The sequence below is a fragment of the Vibrio bathopelagicus genome (assembly GCF_014879975.1).
Lineage (GTDB): Bacteria > Pseudomonadota > Gammaproteobacteria > Enterobacterales > Vibrionaceae > Vibrio > Vibrio bathopelagicus.
Genome location: NZ_CP062500.1, coordinates 2,077,027 through 2,090,583 on the forward strand (window position 1 = coordinate 2,077,027; position 13,557 = coordinate 2,090,583).

At 44.7% G+C, this 13,557-nt stretch carries 9 protein-coding genes; all 9 read right to left on the reverse strand.

Annotated features, from left to right (window positions below):
- Window positions 1-14 precede the first annotated feature (14 nt).
- Window positions 15-6,860 carry an Ig-like domain-containing protein gene (locus tag IHV80_RS25195; protein WP_226088487.1) on the reverse strand — a complete coding sequence of 2,282 codons (6,846 nt, stop codon included), beginning with the start codon at window positions 6,858-6,860 and terminating at the stop codon, window positions 15-17.
- Entirely contained in the window at window positions 6,853-7,869 is a 1,017-nt protein-coding gene (locus IHV80_RS09160) for an OmpA family protein (protein ID WP_226088488.1), read from the reverse strand. The genes IHV80_RS25195 and IHV80_RS09160 overlap by 8 nt, the downstream gene beginning before the upstream one ends.
- A 310-nt stretch (window positions 7,870-8,179) precedes the next feature.
- Complete coding sequence (locus IHV80_RS09165) at window positions 8,180-8,770, reverse strand: outer membrane beta-barrel protein (RefSeq protein ID WP_192888811.1); 591 nt, start codon at window positions 8,768-8,770, stop codon at window positions 8,180-8,182.
- Window positions 8,771-9,301: 531 nt separating this feature from the next.
- Window positions 9,302-9,772, reverse strand: coding sequence for a hypothetical protein (locus tag IHV80_RS09170; protein ID WP_192888812.1), 471 nt, complete (start codon window positions 9,770-9,772; stop codon window positions 9,302-9,304).
- Entirely contained in the window at window positions 9,759-10,436 is a 678-nt protein-coding gene (locus IHV80_RS09175; protein ID WP_192888813.1) for a winged helix-turn-helix domain-containing protein, read from the reverse strand. Before IHV80_RS09175 ends, IHV80_RS09170 begins: the two co-directional genes overlap by 14 nt.
- 706 nt (window positions 10,437-11,142) lie before the next feature.
- Window positions 11,143-11,631: a GNAT family N-acetyltransferase gene (locus tag IHV80_RS09185; protein ID WP_102435203.1), complete on the reverse strand. Its 489-nt coding sequence runs from the start codon at window positions 11,629-11,631 to the stop codon at window positions 11,143-11,145.
- Between the two features lie 265 nt (window positions 11,632-11,896).
- A complete protein-coding gene (locus IHV80_RS09190; protein ID WP_192888814.1) occupies window positions 11,897-12,076 on the reverse strand; it encodes a hypothetical protein in 180 nt (59 codons plus the stop codon).
- 223 nt (window positions 12,077-12,299) lie between these two features.
- On the reverse strand, window positions 12,300-12,401 hold the full coding sequence (gene cydX, locus IHV80_RS09195; protein WP_192888815.1) for a cytochrome bd-I oxidase subunit CydX: 102 nt from the start codon (window positions 12,399-12,401) through the stop codon (window positions 12,300-12,302).
- Window positions 12,402-12,411: 10 nt separating this feature from the next.
- A complete protein-coding gene (cydB, locus tag IHV80_RS09200; RefSeq protein ID WP_192888816.1) occupies window positions 12,412-13,548 on the reverse strand; it encodes a cytochrome d ubiquinol oxidase subunit II in 1,137 nt (378 codons plus the stop codon).
- Between the last annotated feature and the right edge of the window lie 9 nt (window positions 13,549-13,557).

Consider the following 13,557-nt stretch of genomic DNA (forward strand, 5'->3'; position numbering starts at 1 on the left):
CTAAACGCTCAACTTTAAGGATTTGAGACGCAGGATGCGTACAAATACCAGTGGGACCCACTCTTGGGGAGGAACGTGCCGCTGTAGAGTTTCACGCCGTAGTAGGAGTAATTAGCACCCACTTCAGGAGTCTCTGACCAATAGTAACCGACCGTCGGCCAACCGCGCGCGGTAAACATATTACCATATGTGTCGTATAGCTCCGTTTTTAACTCATCTTTTGTCGCTAAATACCAGTTCGTCCGCCCGCGGAGACTATGTCTGTTGTAGGCATCGCACAATGCATTAGCATCAGCCCATTTGAACGCGTAAAATTCACCAGCAGGGCCTTTAGTTCCTTTTTCAGTATTAGTAATTCCTTGTGGAGGACTATAGCCAATAATGTTGTCTAGATAGCCCACTGATGGTGAACTGGTAAATAACTTACCAGTACCTGTATCAAAGATATCAATACACATACCCGCAAAATTAGCACATACATTCACGTCCACCGTATTACTGGTGACACCATCTTTGTTGGCCGTGAGTGTCGTATGACCCACCTTAACCCCGGACACTAAACCGGTTGGTGACACGGTAGCCGTCGCCATATCAGCCGACAGCCACGCCACTGAGCTCGAGATATCAGACGATGTTCTATCACTGAGCTCCGCTGTTGCGGTTAACTGTTCAGTCTGACCTTTCGCAACACCTACAGCCGAATGGGTGACTTGAATGGCAGTAATGACCGCTGGCGAAACATTCACGTCCACCTTATTACTGGTGACACCATCTTTGAAGGCCGTGAGTGTCGTATGACCCACCTCAACCCCAGCCAATAAACCGGTTGGTGACACGGTAGCCGTCGCCGTATCAACCGACGCCCACGCCACTGTGTTCGAGATATCAGAGAGTACTCCATCACTGAACGTCGCTCTTGCGGTTAACTGTTTATCCAGACCTTTCGCCACATCCACAAGCGAAGGGGTAACTTGAATAGCGGTAATGACCGCTGACGAAACATTCACGTCCACCGTATCACTGGTGACACCATCTTTGAAGGCCGTGAGTGTCGTGTTACCCACCTCAACCCCAGCCAATAAACCGTCGGCTGACACGGTAGCCGTCGCCGTATCAACCGGCGTCCACGACACATAGCGAGAGATGTCAGAGAAACTTCCATCACTGAACGTCGCTGTTGCGGTTAACTGTTTATCCAGACCTTTCGCCACATCCACAGGCGAAGGGGTGACTCGAATGGCAGTGATGATCACTGGCGAAACACTCACCTCCACCGTATTACTGATGACACCATCTTTGAAGGCCGTGAGTGTCGTTTTACCCGTCTCAACCCCAGACAATAAACCGGTTGGTGACACGGCAGCCGTCGCCGTATCAACCGGCGTCCACGTCACTGAGTTCGAGATATCAGACGATGTTCTATCACTGAAGGTCGCTGTTGCGGTTAACTGTTGAGCCTGACCTTTCCCAACATTCACAGGCGAAGGGGTGACTTGAATGCCAGTAATGACCGCTGACGAAACATTCACGTCCACCGTATTACTGGTGACACCATCTTTAATGGCCGTGAGTGTCGTATGCCCCACCTCAACCGCAAACAATAAACCGGTCGAGAACACGGCAGCCGTCGCCGTATCAGCCGGCGCCCACGTCACATAGCGAGAGATGTCAGACGATGTTCCATCACTGAAGGTCGCTGTTGCGGTTAGCTGTTCAGTCTGACCTTTCGCCACAGTCACAGGCGAAGGGGTGACTTGAATAGCAGTAATGACCGCTGACGAAACATTCACGTCCACCGTATTACTGGTGACACCATCTTTGAAGGCCGTGAGTGTCGTGTTACCCACCTCAACCCCAGCCAATAAACCGGTTGGTGACACGGTAGCCTTCGCCGTATCAGCCGACAGCCACGCCACTGAGCTCGATATATCAGATACGGTTCCATCACTGAAGGTCGCTGTTGCGGTTAACGGTTCAGCCTGACCTTTCGCCACATCCACAGGCGAAGGGGTGACTTGAATAGCAGTAATGACCGCTGACGAAACATTCACGTCCACCGTATTACTGGTGACACCATCTTTGAAGGCCGTGAGTGTCGTGTTACCCGCCTCAACCCCAGCCAATAAACCGGTTGGTGACACGGTAGCTGTCGCCGTATCAGCCGACAGCCACGTCACTGAGCTCGAGATATCAGACACGGTTCCATCACTGAAGGTAGCTGTTGCGGTTAACGGTTCAGTCTGACCTTTCGCCACATCCACAGGCGAAGGGGTGACTTGAATGGCAGTAATGACCGCTGACGAAACATTCACGTCCACCGTATTACTGGTGACACCATCTTTGATGGCCGTGAGTGTCGTTTTACCCGTCTCAACCCCAGACAATAAACCGTTTGAGAACACGGCAGCGGTCCCAATATCAGCTGGCACCCACACCACTGAGCGAGAGATGTCAGACGATGTTCCATCACTGAAGGTCGCTGTTGCGGTTAACGGTTCAGCCTGACCTTTCGCCACATCCACAGGCGAAGGGGTGACTTGAATGGCAGTAATGACCGCTGACGAAACATTCACGTCCACCTTATTACTGGTGACACCATCTTTGAAGGCCGTGAGTGTCGTTTTACCCACCTCAATCCCAGACAATAAACCGGTTGATGACACGGTAGCCGTCGCCTTATCAACTGGCGTCCACGTCACTGAGTTCGAGATATCAGACGATGTTCTATCACTGAAGGTCGCTGTTGCGGTTAACGGTTCAGTCTGACCTTTCGCTACATCCACAGGTGAAGGGGTGACTTGAATGTCAGTAATAACCGCTGACGAAACATTCACGACCACCGGAGCACTCGTTACGCCATCTTTGAAGGCCGTGAGTGTCGTGTTACCCACCTCAACCCCAGACAATAAACCGGTTGGTGACACGGTAGCCTTCGCCGTATCAGCCGACGTCCACGACACATAGCTAGAGAGGTTAGACACTGTTCCATCACTGAACCTCGCTGTTGCGGTTAACGGTTCAGCCTGACCTTTCGCTACATCCACAGGCGAAGGGGTGACTTGAATGTCAGTAATAACCGCTGACGAAACATTCACGTCCACCTTATTACTGGTGACACCATCTTTGAAGGCCGTGAGTGTCGTATGACCCACCTCAACCCCAGCCAATAAACCGGTTGGTGACACGGTAGCCTTCGCCGTATCAGCCGACACCCACGCCACTGAGCTCGAGATATCAGACACGTTTCCATCACTGAAGGTCGCTGTTGCGGTTAACGGTTCAGTCTGACTTTTCGCCACATCCACAGGCGAAGGGTTGACTTGAATGGCAGTAATGACCGCTGACGAAACATTCACGTCCACCGTATTACTGGTAACACCATCTTTGAAGGCCGTGAGTGTCGTTTTACCCACCTCAACCCCAGACAATAAACCAGTTGGTGATACGGTAGCCGTCGCCGTATCAGCCGACACCCACGCTACTGAGCTAGAGAGGTTAGACACTGTTCCATCACTGAACCTCGCTGTTGCAGTTAACTGTTGACCCTGACCTTTCGCCACATCCACAGGCGAGGGGGTGACTTGAATGGCAGTAATGACCGCTGACGAAACATTCACGTCCACCGTATCACTCGTTACACCACCTTTGGTGGCCGTGAGTGTCGTGTTACCCACCTCAACCCCAGACAATAAACCAGTTGGTGACACGGTAGCCTTCGCCGTATCAACCGACAGCCACGCCACCGAGCGAGAGATGTCAGACACGGTTCTATCACTGAAGGTTGCTGTTGCGGTTAACTGTTGAGCCTGACCTTTCGCTACATCCACAGGCGAAGGGGTGACTTGAATGGCAGTAATGACCGCCGACGAAACATTCACGTCCACCGTATTACTGGTGACACCATCTTTGAAGGCCGTGAGTGTCGCATGCCCCACCTCAACCCCAGCCAATAAACCGATTGATGACACGGTAGCCTTCGCCGTATCAGCCGACACCCACGCCACTGAGTTCGAGATATCAGACACGGTTCCATCACTGAAGGTGGCTCTTGCGGTTAACGGTTCAGTCTGACCTTTCGACATATCCACGGTCAAAGGGTTGACTTGAATGGCAGTAATGACCGCTGACGAAACATTCACGTCCACCGTATTACTGGTGACACCATCTTTGAAGGCCGTGAGTGTCGTGTTACCCACCTCAACCCCGGACAATAAACCGGTTGGTGACACGGTAGCCGTCGCCGTATCAGCCGACAGCCACGCCACTGAGCTCGAGATGTCAGACGCTGTTCCATCACTGAAGGTCGCTGTTGCGGTTAACGGTTCAGTCTGACCTTTCGCCACATTCACAGGCGAAGGGGTGACTTGAATGGCAGTAATGACCGCTGACGAAACATTCACGACCACCGTATTACTGGTGACACCATCTTTGATGGCCGTAAGTGTCGTGTTACCCACCTCAACCCCAGACAATAAACCGGTTGAGAACACGGCGGCAGTCCCCGTATCAGCCGGTGCCCACGTCACTGAACTCGAGATATCAGACACGGTTCCATCACTAAAGGTCGCTGTTGCGGTTAACGGTTCAGTCTGACCTTTCGCCACATCCACAGGCGAAGGGGTGACTTGAATATCAGTAATAACCGCTGACGAAACATTCACGTCCACCGTATTACTGGTGACACCATCTTTGAGGGCCGTGAGTGTCGTATAACCCGACTCAACCCCAGACAATAAACCGGTTGGTGATACGGTAGCCTTCGCCGTATCAACCGACGCCCACGCCACTGAGCGAGAGATATCAGACACTGTTCCATCACTGAAGGTCGCTGTTGCGGTTAACGGTTCAGTCTGACCTTTCGCCACATCCGCAGGCGAAGGGGTGACTTGAATAGCAGTAATGACCGCTGACGAAATATTCACGTCCACCTTATTACTGGTGACACCATCTTTGAAGGCCGTGAGTGTCGTGTTACCCGCCTCAACCCCGGACAATAAACCGGTTGGTGACACGGTAGCCTTCGCCGTATCAGCCGACGTCCACGCCACTGAGCGAGAGATATCAGACACGGTTCCATCACTGAACGTCGCTGTTGCGGTTAACAGTTCAGTCTGACCTTTCGCCATATCCACAGGCGAAGGGGTGACTTGAATATCAGTAATGACCGCTGACGAAACATTCACGTCCACCGTATTACTGGTGACACCATCTTTGAAGGCCGTAAGTGTCGTGTTACCCGCCTCAACCCCAAACAATAAACCGCTTGAGAACACGGCAGCTGTCGCCGTATCAACCGGCGCCCACACCACTGAGCTCGAGAGGTCAGACGATTTTCCATCACTGAAGGTCGCTGTTGCGGTTAACGGTTCAGTCTGACCTTTCGCCACAGTCACAGGAGGAATGACTTGAATGACAGTAATGACCGCTGACGAAACATTCACGTCCACCGTATTACTGGTGACACCATCTTTGAAGGCCGTGAGTGTCGTATAACCCGACTCAACCCCAGACAATAAACCGGTTGGTGATACGGTAGCCTTCGCCGTATCAGCCGACACCCACGCCACTGAGCGAGAGATATCAGACACGGTTCCATCACTGAAGGTCGCTGTTGCGGTTAACGGTTCAGTCTGACCTTTCGCCACATCCGCAGGCGAAGGGGTGACTTGAATGGCAGTAATGACCGCTGACGAAACATTCACGTCCACCGTATTACTGGTGACACCATCTTTGGTGGCCGTGAGTGTCGTGTTACCCACCTCAACCGCAGACAATAGACCGATTGATGACACGGTAGCCGTCGCCGTATCAACCGGCGCCCACGTTACTGAGCTAGAGAGGTCAGACGCTGTTCCATCACTGAAGGTCGCTATTGCGGTTAACTGTTGAGTCTGGCCTTTCGCAATATCCACAGGCGAAGGGGTGACTTGAATAGCAGTAATGACCGCTGACGAAACATTCACAACCACCGTATTACTGGTGACACCATCTTTGAGGGCCGTGAGTGTCGTATGCCCCACCTCAACCCCAGACAATAAACCGGTTGGTGACACGGTAGCCTTCGCCGTATCAGCCGACACCCACGCCACTGAGCGAGAGATATCAGACGCTGTTCCATCACTAAAGGTCGCTGTTGCGGTTAACTGTTGAGCCTGACCTTTCGCCACAGTCACAGGCGAAGGGGTGACTTGAATGGCAGTAATGACCGCTGACGAAACATTCACCTCCACCGTATTACTGATGACACCATCTTTGAAGGCCGTGAGTGTCGTTTTACCCGTCTCAACCCCAGACAATAAACCGGTTGGTGACACGGCAGCCGTCGCCGTATCAACCGGCACCCACGTCACTGAGCCAGAGATGTCAGACGCTGTTCCATCACTAAAGGTCGCTGTTGCGGTTAACGGTTGAGCCTGACCTTTCGCAATATCCACAGGCGAAGGGGTGACTTGAATGGCAGTAATGACCGCTGACGAAACATTCACGTCCACCGTATTACTGATGACACCATCTTTGATGGCCGTGAGTATCGTATGCCCCTCATTGTTAGCAGTAAATACGCCTGGCTTATCAAAGTACCCCGCACCATAGTTACTTGCATGCCAATTATTCACATTCAATTCCGTCAATGTACGAGATGAGCCATCAGAGTAGTGACCAACCGCTTCAAAGGACTGCTTGTAACCAATCGCAAGCGTCAGATTACTCCCACCACTCGTTTCGATTGGCGATGCGATCATATCTATACGTTCTAATTTTACGGTTGATTCAGTGAAGGCGTCTTCTGAATCACAACCGGTTAATAACATTAATAATGGAAAAGCCACTATTGCTAATAGAGACTTAAAAAATTTATTCATAGTAATACAACCTATTCTTGAGCGGAAAACTTGGAATAGAGATTTCAACTCGGCGATTTTCAGCTCGTCCTTCGGCAACATTGTTATCTGCAACAGGTTGAGAATCACCTTCACCTCTCCACTCAAGTTGTGCCAGTGTAACTCCCAATTCGATCAGTTTATTGACGATCGCTTGAGCGCGACGCTCAGATAGATTTTGATTGTAAAGTGCTGGACCTGTTGAGTCAGAGTGTCCAACAACCACAGCCTGAGCTTGAGGATATGAATTTAATACTGAGGATATCTCAGTTAATTGGTCAATAAACTCTTGGTTAGGTTCGACTGAATCAAAACCAAACAATCCATCTAGAGTTTTTGGTGAAAACACGTGTATTTGAGGAGGCATTTTTACTGCGGCTGTCTCTTTAACGGGAGTATCTTCGATAATAGACATTGGTGCTGTTTCGACTAGCGCAGGTTGAACTGGACTGCCAAACATAAAGGTTAGACTAACCAATAACCCACGACTATCATACTTACCCGTGTTTGACTTACCAATACTGCCAATGAGTTGATAACCCGTTGATAATCGGACGTTAGGGTTAAAGTGGTAGCTAACCCCCACCTCACCGAGAGGAGAAAAACCTGTCGCATTGCTCTCATATGAAGACAGTTGTGATTTTCCCATGTCCCAATAAGCAGCACCAAGTCGACCGTATAAGCTTAGGTTAACTTGTAGGTGCCAATCGTAACGGAGAGTACTTTCAATCAACCAAGTTTTAACATGAACCGAACCAACATCCACCATTAGTTCGTCGTGATATTGATAGCCAAAATCCCACCCCCAAGAGGGGTCGAACTGTAACCCACCATAGAGACCTAAAATTGTGCCCTCTGGATTTGAATAATTGTAACTGTCGTCTAGGCCCCATTGATGCCCACCCTTTACACCAACAAAAACCTGAGGGAATTCTGTCGCGGATAGCACAGGAACACAGAATAAACAGACAAGTGATATTGTTATTTTCAAAAATACATCAACCATTCTTTAACAGTTTAATTTCACACAAACTGAAAATCATATTAAATGAGGGCTTCCTTTATTTTTTTGACTAAAAACGATTGTCAACAAAAAAACCCGCCAAAGATCTACAGGATAACAACTACAAAACAAACTATAAATATGGATTAAGTAGATTTAATATTAAAATTAAACACCCACACTCAACACAAATGACACCTTGCCACGTCTAATAAAAAACATAAAACATAAAACATAAAACATAAAACATCATAATTACATACATCAGTTATAATCCTGATGTATGTAATTATTACAACTAAAAGCGGTAGGCTGCACCAAGGGAAAATACACTAATTTTCGTAGACATTGTGGCCGAAGCATCACCTAATTTGAAAATATCCACTTCAGCTTCCATATAATCCCATTCAAAAGCTGCACTGAAGTTATCCGTTATCCTAAACTCCATTCCTAAACCATATTTCCCCGAAACAGAATCATCACTGACATCCCCATAAATAGATTCAAATCTCGCACTATAGTAAGAAAATCCAGCTTTAGCAAAAGTGTTTAATTTCTGTGTTATCGGCAACGTTGCTTTTCCTTGAAATGCAAAAAACCTCATATCACCCAGCGAACCCATAGGCCCATCCAATGCGTCGTATCCTCCGATTGAACCCTCTATTGCAATAAACTGATTGAATTCATAACCAGTTAATAGTTTTATCGCGAGGCTATTATCATCGATATCTAATTTTTGGCTTCCCTTCCTCGTTGGAGAATTAATACTAGCTTTTATATCTGAGAAATATGCTTGCCCTAGCGATATTCCAACATACGGTTGAGCACTTACCGGAGAACTAACACTGCCTATTGAGGCTATTAATAGCCCTACTCTTATCCTTTTCATAACTTTCAATCCTTAATGCATTATAAATATTAATTTCAAATAGAGCCCTAGATTCCTTACTGATTAAAGCTCGTTTTTTAAACTTCTCAAAAAATTAATTGGTAAATTTATCAGTAAAAGTAAAGGAAATCGTAATGTCCTCCCCACCTACCTTATCAAACTCATGTTTCATAATAGAATATGTAATGCTCGACTCAGAAACATTAAACGTACAGTGGATGTTTTTCCCTTCAACTAGCTTATTTCCACACATATCCATAAATGACTCAAACGACTGGCATACTATTGTTTCCATTCGACCTCCAAGACTTTAGATATAAACAAAATAATTACCTTAACTATAAATCAGACGTAACAACTGAAATACCATCCAAAGAGCGAACTCCCCTGAAAAAGAAAGGGTATTTAGTTGCACCATTGAACTACGATAGATGATCAGCAACTTTATATTACATTCGATTTTAGAAAAAAATCATTAAAATATAACTTTAACTACAGATAATATTAAATCTATAATCAATTGCATTTTTCTTAAGGCCTAGACCCAATCCCGGGCTGTATACAAGAACTGAATATACCTTTTAAAGGAACTTCTTGACGATCACTATTAAAGCGAACACCTCTTTGGTGGTTCAAAAGAATATATTTTCCTGGAAACTCTTGTTTTATATAGTATGCATCAAATTTAAAATAACGAGGACTGAATGGAGAGTCGGTAACCCAAGAAAGAAACACATAAAAATTTGACCACCGAAGAAACCAACCGTTAAATTGTCGAGTATCATACAGATTTTCATCTTTATCATAACCTAAATATGTTGCCTGTCCTTTTATTCTATTGAATTTAATTCTTAACACCTCCTCACCACCATTAACATCAGAAACCTTAAAATTTACATTAAAATTAGTTAAAGATGCACTTAAAAAGCCATACATTATAAAAAGCATTAGCGCTAATAAAAGAAAGCATACGATATTACTACTAACCTTAAATAGATTCACAACTATTCATCCCAAATACATTTGTCATATCTACAAATCGACCATTTACACTTGCTAATATCTGGACATGTTCACAATTGACGACATCTGGCATAATATAAACACTATCCGCTCCAGCTTTACTTAAATAATCTAAAACTTGGTTATAACTTTGATCGATAGATGTTCCAAATGACACTACATTGATACCCATTATCTTATCTTCGTTATAAGGCATAATAAGAAAGTAAGCGACGTAATAGAACATAATTAGCATTGTAAGAAGCCCTCCACCTTTAATGACCATTTTTCTTTTTTCAGTACGAATAGTATCAGCCCCTACCTTAATCCCATCAGAATCGCCTACCTCCCTAACAGGCTCTTCTTTTTTGGGAGGTATATAAGGTATCATTGAGTAACCTCGCCTTGGTGAGGTAAAAATAGTAATAGAACTACCACAATCAATCAAAGCGAGCCTTATGTTTCTTATGGCAACATTCAGTGAACTATCCGTTACTACCTTTCCCTCCCAGCATGATTTTAGTAATTTTTCTCGCGTGACCAATTCCCCATTAGCTTCTACTAGCATATTTATTATTAATAGTTCTCTCCTTGCCAGCGAGCATTTTTTACCATTTTTAGTATTATTAAGTTCGTTAGCAATTAAATCAAAGAAAAGATCCATCTTACCCTCCAAAACTGATTGAATAATTTATTTATAAAAGCACAACAACTAAATAAGTAATGATAAAAAAGACAAAACTCCCAGATTTAAAGACAAATAAACAGCAATATCTCTTGTCTTACCAACTAATAAACACCTCATATTTCCTTCCCTTACAGACTTTCAATTCATTTCTTAACAAGAGTACACAAATAAATGCAACTAGCGACAGCTAATATCAACATTGTCAATAAAATAATATTAATCTTCTCATCACAAATTAATATAAACAAATCTAAAAGATTAATTTAAATTTAATGTTAATTATTTCATTTTCTTTTGATTAGATCTTGACTTACTTACCAATAAGTTTAGATGAAAAAATGAATTTAATTTGACATTACATTGAGCAATAATAATTTATAAACTGTCCAATCAACACTGTTGTTGTGAATTTATAACTTTCAATGTTTTTTAAAAAATAAAATGTGAAGAAGATTTTGTATCGCAAGGTAAAATGGTTCGCCAAGGTAAAGTGCTAAAATCAGTACACTACCGTCCTGAGAACCTTGAGCCTCTAACGGCTTAAGTTGAACAGAGTATGAAGCTGTTAAAACGAGCAGCTCACTAAAATAACAAACGCCACGTTATAACAACGTAGCGTTTTATTATCTATTAGAGAACTCTAGCTCTGTGTTAATTGTAGCCGTGTGTTAGAAGCCGAGTGTTATACCAGTCGTGCCATGTGATAAGCCGCCACATATTCGCCATTTCTAAAGGCAAATCCAGCAGACTCCCCTTCAATCACAAAACCAAACTTCTTATATAGGCTGATCGCTCTTTCGTTATCGGTATATACCGTAAGCTCCAGTCGTTTGATGTTAATCCAGTTATCACACAAGTCGATCGCGGTCGCGAGTAGCTGGCTACCAACACCTTTGCCTAATACATCATCTTTAACACCCATACCGAATGAAGCAACATGACGCCTTCTCGGATTTACACACACTTCCATTCCTAAATTGCCGACAATCTCATCGTCGATTAACGCGACATATGAATACACGTTATCAGGGATATTAGAGATTCGTTTTTGCCAGCTTTCCAGAGATGGGTTTGGGAGTTGCAGCGTTCCGGTATAAGCATTAGTGCATTCGTAGACTTCTTTTATTCCCTTCGCATCTGACGGTTCAGACCGTCTCACTATAATACTCATCGCAACTCCTACTATTATTCTTCGCTAAATGTGATACACATCCTCAATGTGCACCTAGACACACTATCAAATAGTAAATATTTAACAATAGGTTAGATGAAATTGTTTTGGGTGTTGATATAAAGCGAAGGTGTAGATGTTCTAAAGAGGATATTACTTGAGGAATAAGACGAGTTGATCTGGAAATAATTCGATATGGGCACCTTGGTCATACCCATATCATCAAAGTTATAAAGTTGGTTTACTTAGGTCCATGACGTTTCGGCTAATCACGCTCACATTGAACTTGGAGCACTTTAAGATCGGTGGCATTTAGTTTCTCAGCTAGCGCTGCACCTTCTTCATTACATTGCTCAAGAGTCGTAAATTGAGTATTAATTTCCATTTCAGCCGTGCTGTCAGCGCCACCAATCATTAAACTAAGAAGTAGTGTAAGTTCGTACATTAATTAATCCTCTTTCGAGTTTTCAAAGCATCCATTCGAATTAGATAAAGTGACCAGATTAAGTCCTAGTTCACTTTTTTCGTTTGAGACAATTCTAGTCATTCACTCAAATCGAGTCTTACCATTTTGTGCCACTAACTAATAAAGCGGCATAGCCATGATTTAAAGGTGTAAAAAAGACCAGAGCATCATGCTTCTGGTCTTTTTATGAATAAACCGTCAATCAGAACTCAGTTTCTGAGTCACTTTTCTCTAAGCTAATGGCATTCAAAACTGCAAATGCAGAGGCTAGGAATAAGCCTAATATCCAAACAAAATACCACATGAGAAACTCCTTAATACAGTGAATGGCCGTTGCGTTCGACATACTCGTTATCGAGTCGTCCAAACATGGTGCGGTAACTAAAAGCGGTGTAACACAAGATGATTGGCACCATCACAAATGCTACGCCTGTCATGATGTTCAAAGTCAATTCGCTCGATGTTGAATCCCACAACGTTAAGCTGTGACTTGGGTTAACACTAGATGGAATAATGAATGGGAACATCGCGAAACCAGCCGTTAAAACAATGCAGGCATTAGTAAGGCTTGAACTAATAAAAACAAACGCATCCCATTTCAACCTAACGCTGATCAAAGCTAATAGCGGGATAAGCACACTACCAATTGGTGCAAACCACATCCAAAGGTAAGTGTCGAAGTTGGTAAACCAAGCTCCTGTTTCTGCTATCGCTTGTTTGTTTAACGGGTTTGAAACAGCGCTATTGTTCAACTCACTAACAATCAGATAGCCATCAATTTGGCTTATCGCTAAACCACCAATTACCATCAGGCTAGCCACAAGTATCGCACTCACCTGCGCAACCAATCTTGCCTTGTTGTATAGCGCATCTGTCGTTTTCATCATCAGCCAAGCACTGCCTTGCAACAACGCCATTAGTAACCCAACGAAACCACACAACAGAGCGAACGGATTAATCAAATCATCAAACGACCCGTGGTATTCAACCATCAGTAAACTATTGAGCGAGAATGGAAGCCCTTGCATTAAATTGCCAAATGCGACACCAAATAAAATCGACGGAAAGAAGCCTGAAAACGAAATCGCCAAATCACACACTTTTCGCCATTGGTCGTTATCTATCTTGGCTCGATACTCAAGCGCAAGAGGACGCAGCCACAATGAGATAAGAACCAAGTACATCGCCACATATAAGCTTGAAAAGGATGTCGCATACACCAGCGGCCAAGCCGCAAACAAAGCGCCACCTGCTGTAATTAACCACACTTGATTGCCGTCCCAATGGGGCGCAATGGAGTTAATCATCACTCGTCTTTCAGAGTTGGTTTTACCGATAAACGGTAACAACGCTCCTACTCCCATATCGAAGCCATCGGTGATCATAAATCCAATCAGCAACACACCGATTAGCACCCACCAAATTAAACGTAATGTGTCATATTCGAACATGAGTCAGTC

Bases quoted from the DNA above. Each gene is read 5' to 3' on its own strand.
- IHV80_RS25195 (WP_226088487.1), bottom strand. From the start codon at position 6,860: ATGAATAAATTTTTTAAGTCTCTATTAGCAATAGTGGCTTTTCCATTA.
- IHV80_RS09165 (WP_192888811.1), bottom strand. From the start codon at position 8,770: ATGAAAAGGATAAGAGTAGGGCTATTAATAGCCTCAATAGGCAGTGTT.
- IHV80_RS09175 (WP_192888813.1), bottom strand. From the start codon at position 10,436: ATGGATCTTTTCTTTGATTTAATTGCTAACGAACTTAATAATACTAAA.
- IHV80_RS09185 (WP_102435203.1), bottom strand. From the start codon at position 11,631: ATGAGTATTATAGTGAGACGGTCTGAACCGTCAGATGCGAAGGGAATA.
- IHV80_RS09190 (WP_192888814.1), bottom strand. From the start codon at position 12,076: ATGTACGAACTTACACTACTTCTTAGTTTAATGATTGGTGGCGCTGAC.
- cydX (WP_192888815.1), bottom strand. From the start codon at position 12,401: ATGTGGTATTTTGTTTGGATATTAGGCTTATTCCTAGCCTCTGCATTT.
- cydB (WP_192888816.1), bottom strand. From the start codon at position 13,548: ATGTTCGAATATGACACATTACGTTTAATTTGGTGGGTGCTAATCGGT.